At 65.8% G+C, this 23,206-nt stretch carries 23 protein-coding genes; 12 read left to right on the top strand and 11 right to left on the bottom strand.

The annotated features are described in order from the left end of the window. Positions 1 to 27 precede the first annotated feature (27 nt). The 7 genes from ftsY to FDY95_RS08005 form a co-directional block, all read right to left on the bottom strand. The gene (gene ftsY, locus FDY95_RS08030) at positions 28 to 1,005 is read right to left on the bottom strand and encodes a signal recognition particle-docking protein FtsY (protein WP_138076471.1); all 978 of its coding nucleotides are present in this window, start codon (positions 1,003 to 1,005) and stop codon (positions 28 to 30) included. Positions 1,006 to 1,262: 257 nt separating this feature from the next. Further along, positions 1,263 to 1,424 carry a DUF4295 domain-containing protein gene (locus tag FDY95_RS08025; protein WP_138076469.1) on the bottom strand — a complete coding sequence of 54 codons (162 nt, stop codon included), beginning with the start codon at positions 1,422 to 1,424 and terminating at the stop codon, positions 1,263 to 1,265. An 8-nt stretch (positions 1,425 to 1,432) separates the two neighbouring features. Beyond that, positions 1,433 to 1,615, bottom strand: a complete 183-nt coding sequence (rpmG, locus tag FDY95_RS08020; RefSeq protein WP_045689232.1) for a 50S ribosomal protein L33 — start codon at positions 1,613 to 1,615, stop codon at positions 1,433 to 1,435. A 203-nt stretch (positions 1,616 to 1,818) separates the two neighbouring features. Then, positions 1,819 to 3,453 carry an aminopeptidase P family protein gene (locus FDY95_RS08015; RefSeq protein ID WP_138076467.1) on the bottom strand — a complete coding sequence of 545 codons (1,635 nt, stop codon included), beginning with the start codon at positions 3,451 to 3,453 and terminating at the stop codon, positions 1,819 to 1,821. 224 nt (positions 3,454 to 3,677) lie between these two features. Then, on the bottom strand, positions 3,678 to 3,917 hold the full coding sequence (gene rpmB, locus FDY95_RS08010; RefSeq protein ID WP_138076465.1) for a 50S ribosomal protein L28: 240 nt from the start codon (positions 3,915 to 3,917) through the stop codon (positions 3,678 to 3,680). Positions 3,918 to 4,106: 189 nt separating this feature from the next. Then, on the bottom strand, positions 4,107 to 4,268 hold the full coding sequence (locus FDY95_RS26255) for a DUF5522 domain-containing protein (protein WP_171025586.1): 162 nt from the start codon (positions 4,266 to 4,268) through the stop codon (positions 4,107 to 4,109). A gap of 9 nt (positions 4,269 to 4,277) precedes the next feature. Then, positions 4,278 to 4,658 (bottom strand): Rid family detoxifying hydrolase, encoded by a 381-nt coding sequence (locus FDY95_RS08005; protein ID WP_138076463.1) that lies wholly within the window; start codon positions 4,656 to 4,658, stop codon positions 4,278 to 4,280. A 167-nt stretch (positions 4,659 to 4,825) separates the two neighbouring features. Here FDY95_RS08005 and rocD point away from each other — a divergent pair, with 167 nt between their 5' ends. From rocD to FDY95_RS07970, 6 genes are all read left to right on the top strand, one after another. Beyond that, entirely contained in the window at positions 4,826 to 6,088 is a 1,263-nt protein-coding gene (gene rocD, locus FDY95_RS07995; protein WP_138076461.1) for an ornithine--oxo-acid transaminase, read from the top strand. Between the two features lie 147 nt (positions 6,089 to 6,235). Further along, positions 6,236 to 6,475, top strand: a complete 240-nt coding sequence (locus FDY95_RS07990) for a hypothetical protein (RefSeq protein ID WP_138076459.1) — start codon at positions 6,236 to 6,238, stop codon at positions 6,473 to 6,475. A 130-nt stretch (positions 6,476 to 6,605) separates the two neighbouring features. Continuing rightward, on the top strand, positions 6,606 to 7,172 hold the full coding sequence (locus FDY95_RS07985) for a hypothetical protein (RefSeq protein ID WP_138076457.1): 567 nt from the start codon (positions 6,606 to 6,608) through the stop codon (positions 7,170 to 7,172). Positions 7,173 to 7,402: 230 nt separating this feature from the next. After that, the gene (locus tag FDY95_RS07980; protein WP_138076455.1) at positions 7,403 to 7,699 is read left to right on the top strand and encodes a hypothetical protein; all 297 of its coding nucleotides are present in this window, start codon (positions 7,403 to 7,405) and stop codon (positions 7,697 to 7,699) included. A gap of 223 nt (positions 7,700 to 7,922) precedes the next feature. Beyond that, on the top strand, positions 7,923 to 8,915 hold the full coding sequence (gene hemB, locus FDY95_RS07975; protein WP_138076453.1) for a porphobilinogen synthase: 993 nt from the start codon (positions 7,923 to 7,925) through the stop codon (positions 8,913 to 8,915). 100 nt (positions 8,916 to 9,015) lie between these two features. Beyond that, complete coding sequence (locus FDY95_RS07970; protein WP_138076451.1) at positions 9,016 to 10,212, top strand: transglutaminase domain-containing protein; 1,197 nt, start codon at positions 9,016 to 9,018, stop codon at positions 10,210 to 10,212. Between the two features lie 666 nt (positions 10,213 to 10,878). On the opposite strand, the gene FDY95_RS07965 is transcribed toward FDY95_RS07970, so the two are convergent. After that, positions 10,879 to 12,315, bottom strand: coding sequence for an APC family permease (locus tag FDY95_RS07965; protein ID WP_138076450.1), 1,437 nt, complete (start codon positions 12,313 to 12,315; stop codon positions 10,879 to 10,881). A 146-nt stretch (positions 12,316 to 12,461) separates the two neighbouring features. Here FDY95_RS07965 and FDY95_RS07960 point away from each other — a divergent pair, with 146 nt between their 5' ends. The 3 genes from FDY95_RS07960 (at position 12,462) to FDY95_RS07950 (ending at position 15,636) form a co-directional block, all read left to right on the top strand. Continuing rightward, positions 12,462 to 13,445 (top strand): cation diffusion facilitator family transporter, encoded by a 984-nt coding sequence (locus FDY95_RS07960; protein WP_138076448.1) that lies wholly within the window; start codon positions 12,462 to 12,464, stop codon positions 13,443 to 13,445. 93 nt (positions 13,446 to 13,538) lie between these two features. Continuing rightward, a complete protein-coding gene (locus FDY95_RS07955) occupies positions 13,539 to 14,762 on the top strand; it encodes a glycoside hydrolase family 1 protein (protein ID WP_138076446.1) in 1,224 nt (407 codons plus the stop codon). A 169-nt stretch (positions 14,763 to 14,931) separates the two neighbouring features. Then, a complete protein-coding gene (locus FDY95_RS07950) occupies positions 14,932 to 15,636 on the top strand; it encodes a phospholipase D-like domain-containing protein (RefSeq protein ID WP_171025585.1) in 705 nt (234 codons plus the stop codon). A gap of 185 nt (positions 15,637 to 15,821) precedes the next feature. On the opposite strand, the gene FDY95_RS07945 is transcribed toward FDY95_RS07950, so the two are convergent. Further along, positions 15,822 to 16,718: an alpha/beta hydrolase gene (locus FDY95_RS07945; RefSeq protein ID WP_138076442.1), complete on the bottom strand. Its 897-nt coding sequence runs from the start codon at positions 16,716 to 16,718 to the stop codon at positions 15,822 to 15,824. 202 nt (positions 16,719 to 16,920) lie between these two features. Here FDY95_RS07945 and FDY95_RS07940 point away from each other — a divergent pair, with 202 nt between their 5' ends. From FDY95_RS07940 to FDY95_RS07930, 3 genes are all read left to right on the top strand, one after another. Next, complete coding sequence (locus FDY95_RS07940) at positions 16,921 to 17,640, top strand: tetratricopeptide repeat protein (RefSeq protein ID WP_138076440.1); 720 nt, start codon at positions 16,921 to 16,923, stop codon at positions 17,638 to 17,640. 67 nt (positions 17,641 to 17,707) lie between these two features. Next, entirely contained in the window at positions 17,708 to 18,409 is a 702-nt protein-coding gene (locus tag FDY95_RS07935; RefSeq protein WP_138076438.1) for a hypothetical protein, read from the top strand. A 108-nt stretch (positions 18,410 to 18,517) separates the two neighbouring features. Next, entirely contained in the window at positions 18,518 to 19,303 is a 786-nt protein-coding gene (locus FDY95_RS07930; protein ID WP_138076436.1) for an SDR family oxidoreductase, read from the top strand. A gap of 238 nt (positions 19,304 to 19,541) precedes the next feature. On the opposite strand, the gene FDY95_RS07925 is transcribed toward FDY95_RS07930, so the two are convergent. Together FDY95_RS07925 and FDY95_RS07920 are read right to left on the bottom strand one after the other, a co-directional pair. Then, the gene (locus tag FDY95_RS07925) at positions 19,542 to 20,432 is read right to left on the bottom strand and encodes an ATP-grasp domain-containing protein (protein ID WP_138076434.1); all 891 of its coding nucleotides are present in this window, start codon (positions 20,430 to 20,432) and stop codon (positions 19,542 to 19,544) included. A gap of 124 nt (positions 20,433 to 20,556) precedes the next feature. Next, on the bottom strand, positions 20,557 to 23,016 hold the full coding sequence (locus FDY95_RS07920) for a M4 family metallopeptidase (protein ID WP_138076432.1): 2,460 nt from the start codon (positions 23,014 to 23,016) through the stop codon (positions 20,557 to 20,559). Between the last annotated feature and the right edge of the window lie 190 nt (positions 23,017 to 23,206).

Genomic DNA, 23,206 nt, shown 5'->3' with positions numbered 1-23,206 from the left:
CGTTTATCCAATAACGTAACGCCGTCCTTATTTTTTAGAGAACAGCGAATCCACGAAGGTGCGGCGGTCGAACAGCTGCAGGTCGGTCATTTTCTCGCCCACGCCGATGTAACGCACCGGTACATTCAGCTGATCGGATATACCAATAACCACGCCACCTTTGGCCGTGCCGTCGAGCTTGGTAATGGCCAAGGCCGTCACCTCGGTGGCTTTGGTGAATTCCTTGGCCTGCAAAAAGGCGTTCTGCCCGGTGCTGCCGTCGAGCACCAGCAGCACCTCGTGCGGCGCGTCGGGAATCACTTTCTGCATCACGCGCTTGATCTTGCTCAGCTCGTTCATCAGGTTCACCTTGTTGTGCAGGCGCCCGGCCGTGTCGATGATGACCACGTCGGCTTGCATTTCCACGCCCTTCTGCACCGCGTCGTAGGCCACGGAGGCCGGGTCGGTGTTCATGCCGTGCGAAATGACCGGCACGCCCACCCGGTTGCCCCAGATGATGAGCTGGTCCACGGCGGCGGCGCGGAAGGTATCGGCCGCGCCGAGCACCACTTTCTTACCGGCCGAGTGGAAACGGTGGGCCAGCTTGCCGATGGTCGTGGTTTTGCCCACGCCGTTGACACCCACCACCATAATCACGAAGGGCTGCCCGCCGGCCCGGTCGCTGCGCTCCAGCACTGCCGTCGAGCCGGAGTTGTTCTTTTGCAGCAGCTCGGCAATTTCCTCGCGCAGGATGCGGTCCAGCTCCGAGGTGCTCACGTACTTGTCGCGGGCCACGCGCTTCTCGATGCGTTCGATGACCTTCACCGTCGTGTCGATTCCCACGTCGGCGTGCACCAGCACGGTTTCCAGCTCGTCGAGCACTTCCTCGTCGACGGTGCTCTTGCCCACCACGGCTTTGCTGAGCTGGTCGAAGAAGCTGGTTTTGGTTTTTTCCAGCCCCTTGTCCAGGGATTCGCGCTGCTCCTGGTTTTCCTTGTCCTTCTTAAAAAAATCGAACAGGCCCATGTATCTGGTGCTTCGTGCCTAGTGCTTGGTGCTTGGGAAATAGACAGCCGCGGCCATCTGCCGTCTGCGGCGACGGGTGGGTGCCACCGGCCCAGGCACCAAGCTCTGGGCACGCAGCACACCGGGGGTAATACGCAAAAAAGTCCCACGGAAAGGCGGGACTTCTTCACTTAGTGAACGGGCGCGTAGCGGTGGCCCCGTGGGGCACCGGATGGGCGTTGGCACAGCCTCTTGACCGTACGCACCCGCTAAAGGTCTTACTTGATGCCGGTAGCGAGGAACTCCTGCACTTTGTCAACGGGCACCATCTCCTCCTTGAAGGTGTAGGCGCCGGTTTTGGGCGAGCGGACCGCGCGGATAACCTTAGCCCAGTCTTTGCCGCCCGAGGTTTTCAGGGTAGCTACTACTTTCTTAGCCATGACTCAGCTTACTTGATTTCCTTGTGAACGGTCATTTTCTTGAGCACCGGGTTGAATTTCTTCAACTCGATACGCTCCGGAGTATTTTTCCGGTTTTTCGTCGTGATGTAGCGCGAGGTGCCCGGCTGGCCCGAGTTCTTGTGCTCGGTGCACTCCAGGATTACCTGCACCCGGTTTCCTTTCTTGGCCATCGTGGTACGGTCAGAACGTGGGTTTCGATTTTAGGACTGCAAAGATACGAAATGGTTTGATAAAGTCAAACACCTGAGTGGTTGTTCGTTGTTGGTTTCTCGTTATTCGTTGCCCGTTTCCGGGCTGAATCAGCTATACAAAGCTGACATTGCTGCCTTGGCAAAGCCGAAAAACGAGAAACAAGCAACGAAAAACCAACGCCTTACTTCAGCACCGGCAGCTTGAAATCGTCCAGGGCGCTGGGCTTGGCCATCAGGGCTTCGATGTCGGCCACGCTGCGCGGGGCTTCCTTGGAGAGGTTTTCCCAGCCGTTGCTGGTGACGAGAATGTCGTCCTCGATGCGCACGCCGATGTTCCACCACTTTTTGTCGCAGTCACTGCCTTCGGGAATGTAGATGCCGGGCTCCACGGTGATGACGTTGCCGGCCTGCAGCGGGCCGTAGCCGCCCCGGTCGTGCACGTCGAGGCCGAGGTAGTGCGAGGTGCCGTGCGGGAAGTAGCGGCGTACCTCCGCGTCGGTCTTGATGATGCCGAGCTTCTTCAGCCCCTCCACGATGACTTTGTTGGCGGCTTCGTGCGGGGCGCGGAAGGCGGCACCGGGCTTGCAGGCCTGAAAACCGGCTTCCTGGGCGGCCAGCACCAGCTCGTAAATCTGCTTTTGCTCGGGGCTGAACTTGCCGGAGGGCGGCACGGTGCGCGTCACGTCGGCCGAGTAGCCGTGGTACTCGGCGCCGCAGTCCATCAGCACTAGGTCGTTGCCCACCCGGGGCTTATCGTTGACTTCGTAGTGCAGAATGCAGCCGTTGGCGCCGGCCCCCACGATGCTGGGGTAGCCTTCGTACTCGGCGCCGTACTTGCGGTACACGTACTCGTGCAGGCCCTGCAGCTCCATTTCGCCCATATCGGGGCGCAGGGCTTTCATCACCTCCTGCTGGCCCACGGCACTGATGCGCACGGCCTGGCGCAGCAGCTTCAGCTCCTCGGGCGTCTTCACCGCGCGCAGCTCGTCGAGGGCGTTGTTGAGCGCGCCGCTGTCGAAGCGGGTGGCGGGGCGGGCGGCCACCACTTTTTCGCGGGCCTCCTTGGTGTCGGCCTTGAGGTAGGCCTGCACGTAGGCGTCGGCGGCCAGGGCGGGCTGTTGGCTGGCCTGATTGGTGATATAAGGCCGCAGGTTATCGGCATTGACCACCCCGAAGCGGCTGATCAGCTGGTGAATTTCGGTGAGGCGCGGGTTGTAGTCGGCGGGCACCTTGGCCTGCTGGCGCAGCGCGGCCACCAGGTTGAAGAGGTCGGCCGGGTCGTCGGCCTCGTCGCGCACGTCGGTGGGCAGCTCGGGCAGCAGCACTTGGCTGAACTTGTCCCAGGCAATGCCGGCGGTGGCGAAGTCCTTGTTATCGGCCACGTACTGCAGCTTCAGCTCCTGCTTGGCGCCCTCCTTGCCGAGGCGGCGGCCGGTCCACAGCTCGCGTTTCGGGTCGCGGGGCTGCACGAACAGCGCCTCGGTCACGCCGCTCTGCCCACCCACCGTCTGGGGCTCCTTGAAGAGCACCAGCACGCCGTCGGGCTCGTCGTAGCCAGTGAGGTAGTAGAGGTCGGGGTTTTGATGATAGAGGAAGCTGATGTCGTTGGCGCGGTTGCGCACCGGGGCCGTGAGGATTACCGCCACCGAACCGGCGGGCATCAGCTGGCGCAGGGCGTCGCGGCGGCCGCGGTGGAAGCCGGGGTCCAGAAAATCAGCGGGCCGGCCGGGGCCGGCCTGGCGTTGGGCCAGGGCGGGCGCGGCGCTCAGGGCACCCGCGCAGAGCAGCGCGAAGGTTCCGCGACGGAACCACGACATCGACGTCATACCGAAATAAGCAGGGGCTCAGCGCGGCACCGGAGGCGGTGGCGCTGGCCGTGGCTAAAAGAAGCGAAAGTTGGGCAGAAGTTGCGCTACCGGCGCCGCAACTTCTGCCCAACTTTCGGGCTGGCCGGCACTTCATCGGGCCGGACGCAAAAAAGCCGTTGGCCGCCCGACGACCAGCGTCAGGCAGCCAACGGCGCGGTATCAACCAGCCGGGACTAGTATACTACGTAGCCTTCCTGCTTGGCTTTTTTCAGCACGGCCATGATGCCGTTCTTGTTGATCGTGCGGATAGTCGAGGTGGCTACGCGCAGCGTTACCCAAGCATCCTCTTCGGGGATGTAGAAGCGCTTCTTCTGCAGGTTCGGGTAGAACTTGCGCTTGGTCTTGTTGTTGGCGTGCGACACGTTGTTACCAACGCGGGTACGCTTGCCGGTCAGGTCACAAACTCGGGCCATGGCTATGTGTACTTTGGAGTGACGATGCTAGAAAAAGGGACGCAAATATCGGTAAAAGTCTGACTAAGTCAAACTCTACCTGAAAAATAGTGCGTTAGCCCCTTTCTCGGAAGCGCGGTGGCCAGCAATTCATCTGAGAAAAAATAGCCGCTGCAGGTTTACCAGGCAGTGGCGCGCCCCGGCGGAGCACTAGGGCCGGCCGTCGGGCTTTTTCTTGCGCCAGGGGCAATGCCGGCAGCCGCTGCCGCAACAGGTGCCGCGGCGCCGGTGGTACTGCTCGGTGAAGACCATATAGCCCTCGGGGGTGTAGTAAAAGTCGCCGGGCTGCAGCGGCTGGGGCTGGGCTTTCATCTGCGGCGCTTAACCCCGCAGGGCGGCAATACATTCAATTTCGACCAGGGCATCGAGCGGCAGCCGCGACACTTCCACGGTGGTGCGGGCCGGGCGGTGGGTGCCGAACACGACGGCGTACACGGCGTTCATGCGCTGGAAATCGGCGAAGTTTTTCAGGAACACCGTGGTTTTGACCACGTCCGCCAGCCCCAGCCCGCGGGCTGACAGCACCACGTCGAGGTTGATCAGGGCCTGCCGCGTCTGCTCCTCGATGGTCGTAGCTTCGATGCGCATGGTGGCGGGGTTGAGCGGCGTCTGGCCGGAACAGAACACGAGGCCGCCCGTAACAATGGCCTGCGAGTAGGGGCCAACGGCCTGGGGGGCTTCGGGGTGGTGAAGAATTTCCATGCGGCTGCGGAGCGAGGTGAAGGCCGCAAAGGTAGGCGCCGCCGCGAGTTGACCGTAGCCGGGTGGCCGGCGGATCAGGGGCGGCGTGCCGGGGTACCATCGGCAGCCGTTTTCCGTACTTTTGAAACCTCTCCGCTCCTGTTTTCCACTCCCAAACATTCCCCGCCATGTCCGTTAGCACGCCCCCCGCTACCGCCGCCCCCATTCAGCTCAGCAGCCACGACCTGATGCAGCTGGAAGACCAGTACGGTGCCCACAACTACCACCCGCTGCCAGTAGTGCTCAGCCGCGGCGAGGGCGTGCACCTCTGGGACGTGGAAGGCAAGCACTACTACGACTTCCTTTCGGCCTACTCGGCCGTGAACCAGGGCCACTGCCACCCGCGCATCATCAAGGCGCTGACCGACCAGGCCCAGAAGCTCACGCTGACCTCGCGGGCCTTCTTCAACGACCAGCTCGGCCGGGCCGAAAAGTACCTCTGCGAGCTGTTCAACTACGACAAGGCCCTGCTGATGAACTCGGGCGCCGAAGCCGTGGAAACCGCCCTGAAGCTGGCCCGCCGCTGGGGCTACGAGCAGAAGGGCATTGCCCCCAACCAGGCCCGCATCGTGGTGGCCGAGCACAACTTCCACGGCCGCACCACCGGCATCATCTCCTTCAGCACCGACCCGGACTCGACCGGCGGCTTCGGGCCCTACATGCCCGGCTACCAGGTGGTGCCCTACGATGACCTGGCGGCCCTGGAAGCCGCCGTGCAGGACCCACACGTGTGCGCTTTCCTGGTCGAGCCGATTCAGGGCGAGGCGGGCGTGGTAGTGCCCTCGGATGGCTACCTGGCCCACGCCCACGCCATCTGCAAGCGGCACAAAGTGCTGCTGATTGCCGACGAAATTCAGACCGGCCTGGGCCGCACCGGCGAGCTGCTGGCCTCCTGCTACGAGGGCCTGCACGCCGATATGCTGGTGCTGGGCAAGGCCCTGAGCGGCGGGGTGCTGCCGGTGTCGGCGGTGCTGGCGCGCAATGAAATCATGCTGGGCATCAAGCCCGGGCAGCACGGCTCGACCTTCGGCGGCAACCCCCTGGCCTGCGCCGTGATGGTGGCCGCGCTGGACGTGCTGCTGGAGGAAAAGCTCACCGAAAACGCCCGCTACCTGGGCGAGGTGTTCCGCGAGCGGATGCGCCGCCTGCAGGCCAAGCGCCCCGAAGTGGTGGAGCTGGTGCGCGGCAAGGGCCTGCTCAACGCCGTCGTCATCAAGCCCGCCGCCGACGGCCGCACCGCCTGGGACGTGTGCGTGACGCTGATGGAGCGCGGCCTGCTGGCCAAGCCCACCCACGGCGACATCATTCGGTTCGCCCCGCCGCTGGTCATCACCGAGGAGCAGCTGCACGAGGCCTGCGACGTGATTGAGGAGGTGATTCTGGCGTTTTAGGAATTGCCGGACTTAGCGCTACCGGCGAGCCACTCGACCAGCCATTCCGGATTTTCGCACAGCGGCGGAACGGTTTCGGCGAATCCGGCGGTTAGGCGGCAGCGGAGCAAGCTAGTTTTGCTTCGTCTTCACCGCTAACCCGCTGTTATGCTGACTCGTTACACTCTGCTATTCGCCGTGGCCGCCCTCTCGCTGGCCAGCTGCCAGACCACCAAATCGGCCGTTACCGCGCCGCGCTGGGAGTTTACCACCGTGGCGGCTACCGACTCCACCGAGGCCGTGGTGCTGATGCACGATTCGCAGAGCCCCGAGCCCACGCGCGCCGTGGTATCGATGCGCGAGGCGCGGGCGCTGTCGGCTGAGCGCGCCGGCGCCAACCGCCGCTAAGCCGGCCGGCTTTTTCTTCGATTTCTTTGTTTCGCCGCCCCGGGCTTACCCGGGGCGGCGAACTGCTTTGCGGGCCCTGCGTACCTAGCGGCGCCGGGGCCTATCTTGCCCCGGCTCATGCCTTCGCTCGATGACGCTTTTTACTTTCCGCTTCCGGCCGCTTATGCTGGGCCTGGGCCTGCTGGGCAGCGCGCTGCTCAATAGCTGCGCCAGCTCCCAAACCGCCTTTTCGTTTCAGCCGGCGCCTGTTGAGTCGGCCGTCCCCGCGCCGGTTGCCGTACCGATTGAAACTGCCGACAGCGTACTTCCTGCGTCTGCTCAGCCTGCCCTTTCCGCAGCGGCAAGCACCCGTCCCGCGCCGGCGCAGCCCGCGCCTCGGCATCGGGCCGCCCCCGTGGCGGCCCGGCTACGCGCCCAGGGCCCGCGCCGCTTTGCGCCCCGACCGCGACTACTAAGGCAGCCGGCGCGGCACCAAGCCAGTCGGCCCGCCCGCCCCGCTGCCGGCCGCGACACCTGGCACATCGTCCTCGGGGCGCTGCTCATCGTGGGCAGCGTGGCGGTGGGCTTGTGGCTGGGCGGCTGGCTGGGCTTGGGCGTGGGCGCGGCCATCATGCTGCTGGGCGACTATTTTCTGGTGCTCGGCATCGGCGGCAAGCATGCCTGGCAGGAGATATTCCAGGAGTTTTTTAATATGTGAGGTCATCAACCTCGCCTATTATGCTCCTGTCAGCCGGCCACCGGCTTCGTTATTTCATTGTATTGACCGGTGTACTAGCCGCTGGCTGCCGCACGCCGCAAGCAGCCTTCCACTTCCAGCCGAGTCCTCCGGAATTAGCCCGGCCCGGTGCGGCAGGTGCGCCGCCCGTAGCCCGCGAAGCCACCCCGGCTGTTCCGCTTCCATCCCCGGTTCGTCGGTCGATCCGCCAGTTGCGCTCTGTTCACTTTCGCCCGGCGGCCGCTGCTGCCACCGCGCCCTGGCACCGCACCCGACCGGCCACCTTCGTGAGCCGCCATGCCCGGCGCCCGGCCGAGGTCCGGCGGCTGGCGGCACCGGCGCTGCGGGGCGGCGATGTGCGCGACTTTCTGAGCCTCCTGGCGTTGGCGGGCGGTATCGTGCTTTGGGTGGTCGTCGGCGGCTGGGCCGGGGCCGGGCTGTTTGCCCTGAGCCTGCTGGTGATACTGGGCATCATGCTCTGGGGCTTCGGCAAGGGCGACATGCCCTAGCGCGGCCAACCCGGTGCAGGCCTGCTCGGTGCAAGCGCGCTTGGTCGTCGGCAGCCTTGGCAGCCCCGCCCGGCCCCCACAAACAGCCTGATTCGGGCCACTAGCGCGGCCCGCCAGGCGGGCTGGTGCCATGCGCGTGGAGCGCGGCAGCGGCAATCGGCTGCCCGCCGCCGCAACTTTATCTTTGCCCCGGCTGTTTTGCCCGGTTGATTTACACGTTCTCATGGCACTAATCCCCACGCACCGCCCCCGGCGGAACCGCAAGTCCGAAGTCATTCGCAACATGGTGCAGGAAACCACCCTGTCCGTCCACGACTTCATCTACCCCGTGTTCCTGATCGAGGGCGAGAATAAGACCATCGAAGTCACGTCGATGCCCGGCATTCAGCGCTTCACGGCCGACCGCCTGCTCGACGAAATCGGCGCCTGCGTCGACCTCGGCATCAAGTCCTTCGCGCCCTTTCCCAGCATCGATGACCGGCTGAAGGACCGGCTGGCCCAGGAAAGCCACAACCCCGACGGGCTCTACACCCGCACCATTGCCCAGATCAAAAAGGCCTTCCCCGACGTGGTCATCATGTCGGACGTGGCCATGGACCCCTACTCCTCCGACGGGCACGACGGCATCGTGGACCCGGATTCGGGCGAAATCCTGAACGACGCCACCCTGGAAGTACTCGGGCAGATGGCCCTGGCCCAGGCCCGCGCCGGCGCCGACATCATCGGGCCCTCGGACATGATGGACGGCCGCGTGGCCTGGATCCGCGACGTGCTCGACCGCAACGCGTTTTCGCACGTGAGCATCATGAGCTACACCGCGAAGTACGCTTCGGCCTTCTACGGCCCCTTCCGCGACGCGCTGGGCTCGGCCCCCAAGAAGGGCGACAAGAAGAGCTACCAGATGAACCCTGCCAACCGCCGCGAGGCCCTGCGCGAGCTGGCCCTCGACGAGCAGGAAGGCGCCGACATGGTGATGATCAAGCCCGCGCTGAGCTACCTCGACGTGATTCGGGAAGTGCGCAACCACACCCAGCTGCCCGTGACGGCCTACAACGTGTCGGGCGAGTACGCGATGGTGAAGGCCGCCGCGCAGAACGGCTGGGTCGACGGGGAACGGACGATGATGGAGGTGCTGATGAGCATCAAGCGCGCCGGCGCCGACGCCATCCTGACCTACTTCGCCAAGGAAGCCGCCGCCGTGCTGCGCCGGGGCTAAGCCCGCGTCGTCACCACCTGGAACTGGGCAAATTCGGCGGTATTTCGCTGGATTTGCCCAATTTTATTGCCCATTCCTCCCCATCTATTACTTCCGCATCGTGTTTTCCCGCGTTGTTATTCTCGCCACGCTGGTGCTGCTGCCCGCCGCGGCCTGGGCCCAGCAACAGCCGCTCCCGGCTGCTTACCAGACCATTGATGCCCGCATGCAGCAGGTGCCCGACTCGGCCGCTCGCTCCGTAGGCGGGCTCGCGCGCTACATCAAGGCCAGCTTTACCACCGACGACGACCGGGCATGGGCGGCCTTCGATTGGGTGGCGCGCCAGCTTCGCTACGACGCGGCCAACATGTACAGCGTGGACTACTCACGCGAGCCGGCCGACATCGTGGCACAGGCCCTGAGCACCCGCCTCGGCGTGGGCACCGACTTTGCCGAGCTGTACGCGGCCCTGGCCAACGCCCTCGGCCTGCGCACCTACGTGGTGGCGGGCTTCAGCAAGCGCCCCGACGGGCAGCTCTCGCCGGTGCCCCATGCCTGGTGCGCCACGCGCCTCAGCGGCCAGTGGTACCTGCTCGACCCCGCCTGGGCGGCCGGCACGGTGGCAAAGGGCACGTTTGTGCCCCAGCTCAACAGCGCGTATTTCAAGATGCCGCCGACTGACTTCGTACGTACTCACCTGCCCTTCGACCCGCTGTGGCAGCTGCTGCCGGCGCCCTACTCGCTGGCGCAGTTTCAGCAGGGCACGGCCCCGCCCGCGCCGGCCCGGCCCTGGGCCAGCGCCGATTCGCTGGCGGCCTACGAGCGGCTGGACTACGTGGGGCAGCTGCGGGCGGCCAGCCGCCGGGCCCGGCAGGCCGAGCAGCCACACCAGCTGGCCACCATGTATCAGGCCCACAACCGGCAGCGCGAGCAGGAATACCAGGTGACGCAGCACAACCGCATGCTGCTGGATTACAACCGCGCCCAGCAGCTCACGGAGCGGGCCGTCGAGCGGCTGAACGCGTTCTTCACCTACTACAACCACCAGTTTCAGCCGCGCAAAACCGATGCGCAGCTGCAGCAATTGCTCAAGCCCATTGCGGCCGATTTTCAGCAGGCCAAAGCTATTCTGGCCTCCGTGCAGTTTGCGGACGAGACGCGGCAGGCCACCGTGCGGGCCCTGACGGCCTCGGTGCGCACCGGCGAAACCCGCCTGAAGAACAGCCAGGCCTTTCTGGCGCGCTACCTGCGCACCAGCCCGCCCCAGCGCGACGCGCTGTTTACGACTCGTGGCGGCCCCAACGAAATGACGCGCTAACTCCCGAAATAGGCCAATCCGGGCGGCCTGAATGTTCGGGGCGGCCTTGCCAAAAAGCCCGCCCCAAAGCTGGGACGGGCTTTCCAGGGTAAAGCCATGCCCCAACGGCCGGCTTTAGCAGCGAAGCACGGGAAGCGGCAACCTCAAACGGACCGTTTGCCGTTGGCGGATGCACCCCGTATACTTCCCCAATTCGATAGGCTGGCTGGTAACGGGCGGAGCCTGCCCGGCGGCCCAACCGAGCCAGCCAAGCGGGCCGCCGGGCCTACAATCCAGGGTAGACTGCGGGCCCGAGCCGCTATTCTTCGGCAGCCCACGGATGGGCTACCGAAGAACATTGGGTGGAGTATGAGTCGAATATACATTAAAGCAGATTTAATTTAAATAAAAGTGCAATTATTTTACATATATTAATCCTATTTGCACTCACCCATTTACCATTACCACGCACAAAAGCTAGCGGCATCGTCCTGATATTTGTCATGTTTTGTGACGAAGAGGGCCACTATCTTAGCGTTGTTGCTTTGGTAAGTAGCAGGTGGAGTCTTTGGGATTCTACTGCTATTTCCATTTAGTAAGCCCCGGTCGAAGTGGTGTTCGGCCGGGGCGTTTTGTTGGTCTGCGGGTGAGAAGCTCAGCCGACTGGCACAGCTAGCGTGGGCGCGGCTAGCGGCGAAATGGCCAGCGGCCCAGGCGTCGGCTCCAGAGCACGAAAATGACCGTGCCCAGGCCCATCATCAGTAGGGCCGCCACCTGAAACGGGAGAAACACCCGGGTGTGGGCCGCCGCGTCGGTGTAGAGCACGATGCCGTCCTTGATGCTGAAAAACACCCACAGCCACACGGCCACGGCCACGATGACGGGCAGCGGGTAGAGCGGCATGCGGAAGGGCAGCCCCTGCGTGCCCCGGCGGCGGCGCAGCAGCACCAGCCCCACGGCCTGCCCCACGAACTGCACCAGGATGCGCATGGCCAAGATGGCGCTGATGACTTCGCCCAGCTTGAAGAGCAAACTGAACACGAAGCCTACCCCGCCCAGCAGCAGCAGCGACACGTGCGGGAAGTGCTTGGTGGGGTGCGTGCGGGCAAAGACGGGCAGAAACTCGCCGTCGGCGGCGGCGGCGTAGGGGATGCGCGAGTAGCCCAGCAGCACCGCGAAGAGCGAGGCAAAGGCCACCCAAAGCACCAGGGCCGTGGCCGCTTTGGCCGCCGTGGCCCCGTACAGCCGCTCGACGAAGGTGCTGACGATGAACTTCGACTCCTTGGCCTCCTGCCAGGGAATGACCGAGCCCACGCTCCAGTTCAGCAGCAGATACAGGGCCATGATGCCGAGGATGCTCAGGAAGATGCTGCGCGGAATCACGCGCTGCGGCTCCCGGATTTCGCCGCCCAGGTGGCACACGTTGTAGTAGCCCAGGTAGCTGTAGATGGTCTTGACGGTGGCCTGCCCCATGGCCGCCGACAGTAGAATGCCCGGCAGCGCCGCCGCGCCGCCGGCTGGCAGCCAGGCCACCGCGTGGGTGGCGTGGGTGAGCCCGCCGATGATCAGCCAGGCCATGAGCCCGAGCACGCCCACCCAGAGCATTACGCCCAGCCGGCCGATGTCGCTGATGCGGCGGTAGAGCAGCGCGATGAGCAAGAGCACCACCGTGCCCGACACCAGCTTGGGCTGCCACCACTCGGGCAGGGGCACCAGGTAGCTGAAGTACTGCGCGAAGCCGATGGCGCCCGAGGCCAGCACCAGCGGGGCCTGCACCAGGGTTTGCCACACGTAGAGGAAAGAAAGCAGCCGGCCCCATTTCTGCTCGCCGTAGGCCAGCTTCAGAAAGCGGTAGGAGCCGCCGGCCTCGGGGTAGGCCGCCCCCAGCTCCGACCAGATCAGCCCATCGAAGATGCTCAGGCCGGCGCCCACCAGCCAGGCCAGCAGGAAGTACGGCCCCACGAAGCCCATGACCAGCGGCAGGGTGACAAAGGGCCCGATGCCGACCATGTCAATCATGTTCAGGGCCGTGGCCGAGAGCAGGCCCAGCTCGCGGCGCAGAGGGGGCGCGGCGGGCGGCGCGAGGGTGTCGGGGGCCAGCGGTGGAGTAGAGGTGTCGGGCATAGAGCGGGGCGTGAGGGCGGCGGGGCAGCCGGCGCGGTGTAACCCGCGAAGGGCCCGGGTGGTTTTGGATGTAAGTTGCGGGCTATTCAGCCAAACGCGGCGGCTTACGTATAGCAAGGCCGGCCGACCACTCTAACCCCGTTTCTGTGGCAAACCCCAATTCCTCCAAAGCCGCCCTCTACGGCGGACTGCTCGCCAACATCGGCATTGCCGTCAGCAAGTTCGTCGCCGCCTACTTCACCCGCAGCTCGGCTATGCTTTCGGAGGGTATTCACTCCCTCGTCGACAGCGGCAACGCCGTGCTGCTGCTCTACGGCATCAGCCGCAGCCAGCGCCCGGCCGACGCGCGCCACCCCTTCGGGCACAGCAAGGAGCTGTATTTCTGGGGCCTGATCGTGGCCGTGCTCATCTTCAGCATCGGCGGCGGCATGTCGTTCTACGAGGGCATCAAGCACATCGAGCACCCCGAGCCGCTCACCGACCCGCTGTGGAACTACGTGGTGCTCGGCATTTCCATCGGCTTCGAAGGCTGGGCGCTGTACTTGGCCATGAAGGCGCTGTTTCAGCTGGAAGGCGCCCGTGAAGCCGGGTTCTGGACCACCCTGCGCGGCAGCCGCGACCCGGCCGTCTTCGCCTCGGTGCTCGAAAACCTGGCCGCCGTGGTGGGCCTGGTGGTGGCGCTGCTGGGCGTGTACTTCGGGCACTTGCTGAACAACCCCTTCCTCGACGGGGCCGCCTCCATCGTTATCGGCCTGATTCTGATGCTGGTGGCCGTGTTCCTGGTGGGCCGCACCCGCGCCCTGCTGGTGGGCGAAGGCGTGGATGCCGACACCCTGGCCACGCTGGAGCGCCTCACCGAGCAGGACCCGGCCGTGGAATGCCAAGCCCGCACCCCGCTCACCATGTACCTCGGCCCTTCCGACGTCATCCTGGCCCTCGACGTGAAGTTCCGCACCGGCATCAGCGCCGCCGAGGTGGAGCAGGCCATCGACCGGCTGCAGGACAACATCCGGGCCCAGTACCCGGAGTTCAAACGTATCTTCATCGAGGCCCACGCCGTATCGGCCCGGGAGCGGTCAGGGCCAGCGCCGGCACTGAATACCGCTGCCCAGGCCGCCGCCAAGCCCTGAAGCCGCCGGTTGCCTTTATCCGCTTCACCTTTCAGTCATTCCCGCACCGCAGTAGGCCGCTGTTCCGGCGGCTGTCACTTCACTTTCGATGCTATGCTTGACTTCAACAACGCTTCCCGCTCTGCTTCCCCGTTCCAGTCGTTCTGGATGGGCGGCTACGAATGCACCGATCAGCAGAACTGCTTCGGCCAGCGCGTAGACTTTCTGCACCTGACCGGCCACTACCAGCAGCTCGACCAGGACTATGAGCGCCTGCAGCCCTTCGGCATCGGCACCGTGCGCGAGGGCATCCGCTGGAGCCAAGTGGAGCGCACGCCCTACCACTACGACTGGAGCACGGTGGCCGAACTGCTCGAAGCCGGCCGGCGCCAGGGCGTGCAGCAGCTTTGGGACCTGTGCCACTTCGGCTACCCCGACGACCTGACGCCGCTGCACCCCATGTTCGCCCGGCGCTTCGCCTCGCTGTGCCGCGCCTTCGTCGACTTCTACCGCTCGGTGCGCCCCGAAGGCGAGCTGATCGTGACGCCCATCAACGAGGTGAGCTTTATGAGCTGGCTGGGCGGCGACGCCCGCGGCACCGTGCCCTACTGCGTGGGCCAGGGTTGGCAGGTGAAGTACGGCCTGATGCGGGCCTACATCGAGGGCGTGGCGGCCCTGCGCGAAGCCGACCCGGGCATCCGCATCCTCACCACCGAGCCGCTGGTGAGCATCGTGCCGCCGCACGGGGCCACGGCCCGGCAGCTGCGCGAGGCCCGGCAACAGCACGAGTACCAGTACCAGGCCGTCGACATGCTCAGCGGGCGCATCTGCCCCGAGCTGGGTGGCCGGCCCGAGTACCTCGACCTGCTGGGCTTCAACTACTACTACGACAACCAGTGGGAGTGCCACAGCAACGCCCGCCTGGGCTGGGCCAACGAAACCTGCGACCCGCGCTGGCGCCCCCTGCGCAGCCTGCTGAAGGAGGCCTACCAGCGCTACCACCGCCCCGTCGTCATCACCGAAACCAGCCACCCGCTGGAGCACCGCCCCGACTGGCTGCGCTTCGTGGCCGCGGAGTGCGCGTCGGCCATCGAGGCCGGCGTGCCGCTGCTGGGCGTGTGCCTCTACCCCATCATCGACCGGCCCGATTGGGACTACCTGGACCGGCCCTGGCACCGCTCGGGCCTCTGGGACGTGGAGCAGCGCGCCGACGGCACCCTGGAGCGGGTCCTCTACGAACCATACGCCGCCGCCCTGCGCGACGCCCAGCAGCACGTAGCCGCCGCCGTGCCCGGCCGCAGCAAGGCCCGCAAAGCCTCGGCACTGCTGCTGCCCTAGAGTCCTGACCGAAACGATAGGTCGTTTTTGGAAATCGACCTATCGTTTTCAGAAACCCGATGGCCCGTTTCCAAAGCCGTTCTGACCGTTGGAAGCTGCGCACGGCTCCCCCCTCGGCAGGGCCGTTGCCCGGATGCCCCTTCCTGTTTTCTGCTTCTGCTTATTCCCCATGCCTGTTTCCCCCGCCGCCGATACCGAAGTTCTGCTGACCCGCTTCCGCCAGGCCCTGGCCGACGCCACGCTTTCCACCCAGGAGGCCGCCATGCTGCAGCGCGAAACCGCCGCCTTCGTGGCGCAGGGCGGCGACGTAGCGCAGTTGCGGCAGCAGGTATTCGGGCTGGCCAAGGAAATGGTGACGAGTCCGCTCGACAAGGCCATCATCAACTGGCTGGCCGGGGCCACGGCGGTGCTGCCCGGGGCGGCGGCGCACCAGCCGCAGGTGTACTTCAGCCCCGGCAACGAGTGCGTGGGCGCCATCCGCCGCTTTATCGAGCAGGCCGCCGCCCACCTCGACGTGTGCGTGTTCACGGTGGCCGACGACCGGCTGACCGAGGCCCTGCTGGCCGCCCACCGGCGCGGCGTGCGCGTGCGCCTCATCACCGACAACGACAAGCTGCTGGACCGGGGCTCCGACGTGCGGGAGCTGCAGCAAGCCGGCGTGCCCGTGCGCGTCGACCGCACCGCCGACCACATGCACCACAAGTTTGCCGTGGCCGACCACCGCGCCGTGCTCACCGGCAGCTACAACTGGACGCGCTCGGCCGCGCTCTACAACCTCGAAAACCTGCTCATCACCGACGACCCCGCCGTGGTGCAGCCCTACGACCGGGCCTTCGAGAAGCTCTGGCACGAAATGGCCGTGTTCGAGGGCTGACCAGCCCCGCAGTTCGCAAAAAGCAAAGGCCGCCCCGGATTGAGGCGGCCTTTGCTTTTTGCCAGTCAGCCGCGTCGTTGCTCAGCGGAGCAGGTAGTAGAGTCGGACGGGGTCAATGGACCGCAATCAAAAAGGCAGCGGTTTAGCAGACCGTCGTGCTGCCCACCCAGCCCCGCCGAAACGACCTACAACCGCGCCGCCGTGTCGGCCTGGATAAACGCCCGCAGCTCGCGGTAGATGACGTTGCCGGGCCAGTAGAGCTGCAGCACCATGGCCGCGTGCTTTTTGCCGGGCAGCACGTGGTAGGGCGGCGCGGCCCCCAGCGCCGTCAGCCGCTGCCGGAATTTCTCGTTGCTGCGGGTGATGGAGGGGTAGGTCTTCGCGCCCACGAACACCAGAAAGGGCGGCACCCCGGCGTGCAGGTGATACAGAGCCGAGGCCTCGCGCCAGCCCGCCGGCTCGGGCCCGAAAGCCGCGAGGTACTGCCGGTCGTCGGGAAATTCCATGCGGCGCAGGTAATCGTACATGTCGAGGCCGGCGGCGTCGTCGAGGATGACGCCGCGCACCGGGTTGCGCGGCTGCCCGCGGCGGGCGAAGAGGGCGTCATCGGTGGCCAGCCAGGCGGCCAGGCCGCCGCCGGCCGAGTGGCCCATGAGGTAGATGCGGCCGGCGTCGCCGCCGTACTCCCGGATGTGGGTTTGCAACCAGAGCACGGCGCGTGCGCAGTCGTCGGCCATTTGCGGCACGCGCACTTGCGGGGCGAGGCGGTAGTTGACGACCACGGCCACCACGCCCAGCCGGGCCAGGCGCCGGCCCACGTAGCTATAGAAATCCTTGTTGCCGCTGGCCCAGCTGCCGCCGTGAATGAACACCACTACCGGCCGCGGCGCGGTAGCTGGTTCGCGCGGGGCGTACACGTCGAGGCGGTGGCGGGTGGCGTCGTAGGCCGAGTCGGTGGCGGGCACGTAGGCCACGTCGGCCGTGCGGCGGCTGGCGCGGGCCACGGCCAGTTCATTGGCCGCTACCAGCAGCAGCGGCAGCACCAGCAAAGCCGGCACGAGCAGCCAGCGGGAAATTGTCATAAGCAGCCAAAAAATGCCGCACCCGGTGCGGGCGCAGCCGAACTACGCAGGCCCCGCCCCGACGGATGTCGCCCCGCACTGAATTGGCCAGGCCGGGCAATGATCGGGCTGCGGCGACGTTGGCGGTGGGCGGGGCGCTGTTCGGCCCGGCCCCGTACCTTTAGGAACTCGGGGCGCGCCGCCTGCGTCCCGGTTAGTACCGATGAAACGACTTCCTTTTCTGCTTTCCCTGCTCACGGCCGGCCTGCTGCTGACCGATCCGGCCCAGGCCCAAAAAGTCAAAGCCAAAGGCACCGCCGCCGACGTGCCCGCCGCAGCCCGGCGCCTGCTGCCGCTGTTCGGCGGCCTCACGCCCGAAGCGGCCCAGCAGCTGGTGGGCGCGGCCTTCCTGCAGAGCGCCGAACAGAGCTTTGCCTCCCGCACCGAAGCCAGCCAGTTCTTCGCCAACAAGGCCTACGAATACCTCAAGGAAGGCCAGGCCGACACGGCCCGCTACCGCTTCAACCTGGCTTGGGTGCTCGACCCGAAAAACCCCGCGCCCTACCGCGGCCTGGGCTTGCTCACCGCCAGCAACTCCCCCGACGAAGCCCTCCAGCTGTTCAGCCAGGGCCTGGCCCTGGCCCCCACCGACGCCCAGCTACTCACCGACGTGGGCGGAGTCTACCTCATTCGCTTCGAGCAGACCAAGAAGAGCAAGGACCTGAAAACGGCCGACGATTACCTGCACCGCGCCCTCGCGGCCGACGCCAACAACGCCTACGCCTGGCAGCAGCTGGCCTGGGTGCAGTTCAAGCAGGAAAACTACCCGGGCGCCTGGGAATCCCTGCACAAAGCCCGCACCCTGGACTTCAGCAGCATCGATTTTGAGCTCATCAGCCAGCTCAAGGACAAGCTGCCCGACCCGCAGGGCATGTTTAAGTAAGTTCGGGCCCGGCAACGCCCGCCGCGCGGCGGGCGTACTCCGGCCCACTCACCATTGCTTCGATTTCGTGCGCATAGCCTCCTTTCTCCTCGGCGCGGCCCTGCTGGCGCCGCTGGCCTCGCAGGCCCAGGGCCCCCGCCGCCACTACGACGCGCAGGGCCGCGGCTTCTACCGCGGCCCGCTGCGCCTCACGGCCGGCGGCGGCGCGGCCCTCTACTTCGGCGACCTGGGCGGCCTGCGCCCGGGCCCGGCCGTCAGCGCCGGGCTGGTGTACACCTGGCGCCCGCACTGGGCCGTGGGCGGCGACCTGACCTGGTTTCAGCTGGCCGGCACCGACAAGCTGCTGGAGCGCGCCCTGGCATTCCGGGGCCGCAACCTCTCGCTGACCAGCTTCGTGCGCTTCGAGCCGCTGACCGACCCCTCGTGGTACGGCGCCACGCGCAACCAGTACGCCCGCATCAAGCCCTATCTGCAGGCCGGCGGGGGCTTCGCCATCTACAACCCCAAGGCCTACCGGGGCGTGAACATCCCGAATGTGCCCGAAGGCTTCCTGCCCCCCGAGCGGCCCGACTACCCCGGCACGGCCCTGATTGCGCCCGTCGGCGGCGGGCTGAGCTTCAACGTGGTGCCGCGCCTCTGGATATCGGCCCAGGGCCTCTACACCTTCACCACCACCGACCACCTCGACGACGTGAGCCGGCGCGGCAACCCCGCCCAGAACGACGGCTACGCTACCTTCGAGCTGAAAGCCGAATACCAAATCAAGTAGCGGCCGTAGCGCGCGGCTCAACGTATTGCTGCTGACGTCCGGGCGCTGACCATTTCACGATACGCGAAGCAACGCTTCGTGCTGCCTCCATCCTTTCTCCGCCGAGCTATGCCCTTTCCCACTGATGCGGCCACGCGCTGGTCGCTGCAAGACCGCGTGTTCATCGTCACCGGGGCCTCGGCCGGCATCGGGGCGGCCGTGGCCCAGGAGCTGCTGGGCTTCGGGGCCACAGTGGTCGTGGTGGCCCGGCGGCCCGAGCCGCTGGAAGCCGCCGTGGCCGCCTGGCAGCAACAGGGCCTCGATGCCCACGCCATTCCCAGCGACGTAAGCCGCCTCGACGGCCGTCAGACCCTGCTCAACGCGGTGCAAACCCGCTGGGGCCGCCTCGACGGGCTGGTGAACAACGTGGGCACCAACGTGCGCAAGCCTACCACGGAGTACACCGCCGAGGAGTACCAGCACGTGATGCAGACCAACCTCGACTCGGCCTTCAGCCTCTGCCAGCTGGCGCATCCGCTGCTCAAGGCAAGCGGGGCCGGCGCCATCGTCAACATCTCCTCGGTGGCGGGCCTGACGCACGTGCGCACCGGCGCCGTGTACGGCATGACCAAGGCCGCCCTGGTGCAGCTCACCCGCTACCTGGCCGCCGAGTGGGCGCCCGACGGCATCCGCGTCAACTGCGTCGCGCCGTGGTACATCCAGACGCCGCTGGCCGCCGGGGTGCTCAGCGACGAGGACTACCGCCAGGAGGTCATCGGCCGCACGCCCATGCGCCGCATCGGCGAGCCGCAGGAAGTGGCTGCGGCCGTGGCCTTCCTCTGCCTGCCCGCCGCCAGCTACATTACCGGCCAGACGTTGTCGGTCGACGGCGGGTTCATTGGGCACGGCTTCTAGGACCACGGATTCGACGGATTTTTCGGATTACGCGGATTTTGCGGCCGGGAGCAGCACTAGCAGTCATTGCGAGGACGAAGGACGAAGCAATCCTTCCTCTCGCGGCACAAACCGCACCGCCCAAAACCGGTAACTCCAGTTTCGGGCGGTGCGGTTTTCGGCTTCTGCCAGTTGGGCCGTCGTGCCGCGAGAGGAAAGATTGCTTCGCTCGCAATGACGGCGGAGCGAGCCGGCGGCGCTACTTGCGGCTCAGCAGCTCCAGCAGCGCGTTGGCGTAGCGGGCGTAGGCGGCGGGGCCGGCCGAGTCGAGGTAGAGGAAGGGCTCGATCAGCTCCAGCTCCATCAGCCAGAAGCCGCCTTCTCCGTTTTCCACCCCGTCGACGCGGGCGTAGAGGCAGCCGGGGGCGAAGTGCTGCACGATGTCGGCGGCCCGCTCCTGGATGAAAGCGGGGGGCGTTTCGGCGTGGATGCCGCCGCCGAACATGTGCTGCACGCGGAAGTCGCCGGACTTGGGCGTCTTTCGCAGGCAGTGGCTGAGCTGCCCGCCGAAAAACAGCAACGACCACTCGCCCGCCGTCTGAATCTGCGGCAGGAAGGGCTGGGCCATGAAGTCGCCGGCATCCACCAGGGCCTGCAGCTGCGCGGTAGCGGCGGCAGCCTCGTCGGGGGTGAGGGCAAAGGTGTCCTTGGCGCCGCCGCTCACGGTGGGCTTGAGCACCAGCTTTTCGGGCTGGCCCAGCGCGGTGAGCAGCGCGGCGGTGTCCACGCGGCTGCCCTTGGGCAGCCACACCGTCGGCACGATGGGCACGCCAGCCTGCTCCATGGCGCGCAGGTAGCTTTTGTCGGCGTTGGGCCGCACGATGCTCGTTGGGTTCAGCAGGCGCACGCCGCGCTGGTCCAGCTCGTCGAGCCAGCGGTGAAACTCGGCGGGGCGGTCGAAGTAGTCCCAGGGCGACTTCAGCACCGCCGCGTCGAACTGCTCCCAGCGCACCGCGGCATCCGACCACGAGGCAAACGTGACATCGAGGCCGCGGGCGCGCAGGTAGTCGGCGAGTTGGTGGTCTTCGTCGGCGACGCCGGTGCTCTGGTACTGAGCCAGGGCGTCGCAGGTAACAAGGGCAAGGTGCATAGGGCGGAACAGACGCGGCGCTGGCCAAAACGGACGCACCACCGCGGGCCCGCAAACATAAAAAAAGCCCGCCGCGCGGCTGCGCGACGGGCTTTTCATCATCCCTAACGGTAGTGGAAGGCGGTTATTCCTTCACGAAGCGGGTGCGGAAGGCTTTCTGGCCATCCGACAGGCTCACTTGGTAGATGCCGGCCTTCAGGTTGCTCACATCGAGCTGGCCACCGGCCACTACGCGCACTTTCACCTCAGCACCGCGCTGGTCGTACACCTTTACCGACTTCAGCTCGCCGTTGTTGGGCAGGGCCACGGTCAGCAGGCCGGCCGTCGGGTTCGGGTAGGCCACCGCGTCGCGGGCCACTTCGTTGCCGATGGCCGTAGCACCGCTGATGCCAGCTACGCTCGGCGCGACGGCGGCACCGCCGGTGATGTTCACCGTGTAATCCTCGGTTTCGCCGTAGCTGAAGGTGCCGCAGCTGGTGGTAGCCGAAGCGTCGCTCATGATGACGCGCATCCGCGTCGTGCCGTTTTTAGCCGTGGTGGGCACCGTGAAGGTACCGCTCAGCGTAGCCGCGCTCGACGAGGAGCCCGACACGACCAGTTCGCCGGCATCGGTGAACACGCCGTTCTTGTTGTAGTCGATGTAGACTTTCCAGTACTCGGTGTACGCCGTGCTGGTGAAGCCGGCCGAAAAGTAGACGGTGGCCGCAGCGCCGGCCGCCAGCGAGGTGCTGGTAGCGGTGCCGTTGTAGTAGCCACCGGTTTCTTTAGCCGAAGCGCGGTTGATCGAGCCCAGCTGCACCAGGTCAATCCACTCGTACGACTGCGTCGAGCCGTTTGAAGCGCAGTACGTGGTGGTACCGCCACCGCCGCCACCGGCAGCAGCGCCTACACCGACAGCGGCCCAGGCGTTGGTCACGGCCGTTACTTGCGTCGAGCCAGCACCGTAGAGGTCGGTGGCAGCCGAAATGGCGGCCGTGCGGGCAGCCGCGTAGTTCGACGAAGCTGAGAGGTACACGCTTTCGGTGCGGAAGGCAATTTTAGCGGCGGCATCGATGCCTACGCCGGCCACCGAGAAGGCCGTGCCTTTGTCGTTGGTGCCCGAGCCGCCCTGCGCCAGCAGGTAGAACCAGTAGTTCAGCACGCCCGAGTTGGTGTGCACTCCGCCGTAGTCGTTGCTCGAGGTGGGCGAGGAGGTGGTAGCGCGCCAGTAGGTGCCCTGGTAGGTGTCGGGCTGGGAGTAGGCGTTGGGGTTGCTCATGGAGCGCAGCGCGCCGCCGGCTTTCATGATTTCCTCGCCGATCAGCCAGGTGCTCTTGCCGGTCAGGCCGTAGTTCGATACCGCCAGGGCTTCCACGCAGGCGCCCCAGATGTCGGAGAAGCCTTCGTTCATGGCACCCGACTCGTTCTGATAGGTCAGGTTAGCCGTCTTTTCGCACACGGCGTGGCCGATTTCGTGGCCGCACACGTCCATGGCCGTCAGCGGCTTGAAGGTGCTGGCCCCGTCGCCGTAGGTCATCACCGAGCCGTTCCAGAAGGCGTTTTCGTAGCCAGCGCCGCCGGGTACGTCGTCGAAGTGCACGTAGCTCTTGATTTTGGCGCCCGCGTTGTCGTAGGAGTTGCGGCCGTGCACGTTCTTCCAGTAGTCGTAGGTGGCCTGGGCACCGAAGTGGGCGTCGCCGGCTACGTTGTCGTAGTTGGCGTTGTTGTACTCGGCGGCCGTCCAGTTGTTGTCGGCGTCGATGAAGTCAACGGCGGCGGTGTAGCTGTTGCCCTTCTTGGCGTTGTAGGTTTCGATGCCAAGGCCGCGGGTGTACTCGCGCAGGCGGTAGCCGCCGGTGGTGGTTTCGTTGGCCAGCGAGCGGGTGCCGTTGTAGGCCGTGGCGAAGGTAGCCGTGGCGGCGGCGTGCTTGATGATGGCGTCCTGCATCACGATTTCGCCGGTGTGGGCGTCCACGTAGATGTAGGCGCGGCTCACGGGCTGGGCCGCGTACACGTCCAGCTTCCAGGCCAGGGTGAGCTGACCGGCTTTGGCCGCGTCCATGCTCATGGCGTTGCGCACCAGCACCAGCTCCCCGGCCGGCTTGAAGGTGCTCTTGCCTTCGGTTTCCATAGCGGCAGCGCCTTCGTTCGGCAGCTGCCACATGTACTTGCTGGCGCGCACGAAGCTCATGGCCGCCTGCAGCGCCGACTCGGCCGACACGGAGGGCCGCACGCTGAGGCCTTCGGGCAGCTTCTCGAAGTCCCCGCTGAGGCTTTCCACGGCGCCGTTGCGGCGGTGGGCGGTGTAGGTGGCGTGCTCCACCTTCACTCCTTTGTAGTACTGCTGGAATTTCTCGTGGGTAAAGCCCAGCTCGTCAGCTTCGGTGCGCGCTACGCGCAGCTCGTCGTTCTGGGTAAGGGGCAGGGCGGCGGCCAGGGCCACGCGCGAATCGAGGGGACGGGCGGCAGCGGGGAACTGCACGAATTCGGGTTGGCCATCGGCCCCTTTCAGGAGTTGGGGTGCGCCGACGCGGGCGCCATCCTGGGCTTGGGCAGTCAGGCTGCCGAGCAGGGCCAGCCCGAGGGCGGAGTACTTGTTAAGCATGAACAGTGATTAGGAGAGTTGGTTGGGAAAAGAGTTGGACTGTTACCAGATGGGGACTGGATGTTCGGCAAATTAATGATTTTTTAATCTCAACTAATTTTTATGCGAGTTTATGAGTAAATATTTTTTTCACTGAAAAAAGCTCAAAAAACTCAACCCATTACCCATCGTTCCGTAACGCGCACGCCTG

It is taken from the genome of Hymenobacter jeollabukensis (assembly GCF_005771675.1).
Classification (GTDB): Bacteria; Bacteroidota; Bacteroidia; order Cytophagales; family Hymenobacteraceae; genus Solirubrum; species Solirubrum jeollabukense.
This window is presented reverse-complemented; position numbering and strand designations above follow the sequence as displayed.

Coding starts and splice junctions, on each gene's coding strand:
- FDY95_RS07955 (WP_138076446.1), top strand. CDS start 13,539: ATGCTTGACTTCAACAACGCTTCCCGCTCTGCTTCCCCGTTCCAGTCG.
- FDY95_RS08025 (WP_138076469.1), bottom strand. CDS start 1,424: ATGGCTAAGAAAGTAGTAGCTACCCTGAAAACCTCGGGCGGCAAAGAC.
- FDY95_RS07945 (WP_138076442.1), bottom strand. CDS start 16,718: ATGACAATTTCCCGCTGGCTGCTCGTGCCGGCTTTGCTGGTGCTGCCG.
- FDY95_RS26255 (WP_171025586.1), bottom strand. CDS start 4,268: ATGAAAGCCCAGCCCCAGCCGCTGCAGCCCGGCGACTTTTACTACACC.
- FDY95_RS07965 (WP_138076450.1), bottom strand. CDS start 12,315: ATGCCCGACACCTCTACTCCACCGCTGGCCCCCGACACCCTCGCGCCG.
- rocD (WP_138076461.1), top strand. CDS start 4,826: ATGTCCGTTAGCACGCCCCCCGCTACCGCCGCCCCCATTCAGCTCAGC.
- FDY95_RS07930 (WP_138076436.1), top strand. CDS start 18,518: ATGCCCTTTCCCACTGATGCGGCCACGCGCTGGTCGCTGCAAGACCGC.
- hemB (WP_138076453.1), top strand. CDS start 7,923: ATGGCACTAATCCCCACGCACCGCCCCCGGCGGAACCGCAAGTCCGAA.
- FDY95_RS07990 (WP_138076459.1), top strand. CDS start 6,236: ATGCTGACTCGTTACACTCTGCTATTCGCCGTGGCCGCCCTCTCGCTG.
- FDY95_RS08015 (WP_138076467.1), bottom strand. CDS start 3,453: ATGTCGTGGTTCCGTCGCGGAACCTTCGCGCTGCTCTGCGCGGGTGCC.
- FDY95_RS07940 (WP_138076440.1), top strand. CDS start 16,921: ATGAAACGACTTCCTTTTCTGCTTTCCCTGCTCACGGCCGGCCTGCTG.
- FDY95_RS07950 (WP_171025585.1), top strand. CDS start 14,932: ATGCCTGTTTCCCCCGCCGCCGATACCGAAGTTCTGCTGACCCGCTTC.
- FDY95_RS07920 (WP_138076432.1), bottom strand. CDS start 23,016: ATGCTTAACAAGTACTCCGCCCTCGGGCTGGCCCTGCTCGGCAGCCTG.
- FDY95_RS08005 (WP_138076463.1), bottom strand. CDS start 4,658: ATGGAAATTCTTCACCACCCCGAAGCCCCCCAGGCCGTTGGCCCCTAC.
- FDY95_RS07985 (WP_138076457.1), top strand. CDS start 6,606: ATGACGCTTTTTACTTTCCGCTTCCGGCCGCTTATGCTGGGCCTGGGC.
- rpmG (WP_045689232.1), bottom strand. CDS start 1,615: ATGGCCAAGAAAGGAAACCGGGTGCAGGTAATCCTGGAGTGCACCGAG.
- FDY95_RS07925 (WP_138076434.1), bottom strand. CDS start 20,432: ATGCACCTTGCCCTTGTTACCTGCGACGCCCTGGCTCAGTACCAGAGC.
- ftsY (WP_138076471.1), bottom strand. CDS start 1,005: ATGGGCCTGTTCGATTTTTTTAAGAAGGACAAGGAAAACCAGGAGCAG.
- rpmB (WP_138076465.1), bottom strand. CDS start 3,917: ATGGCCCGAGTTTGTGACCTGACCGGCAAGCGTACCCGCGTTGGTAAC.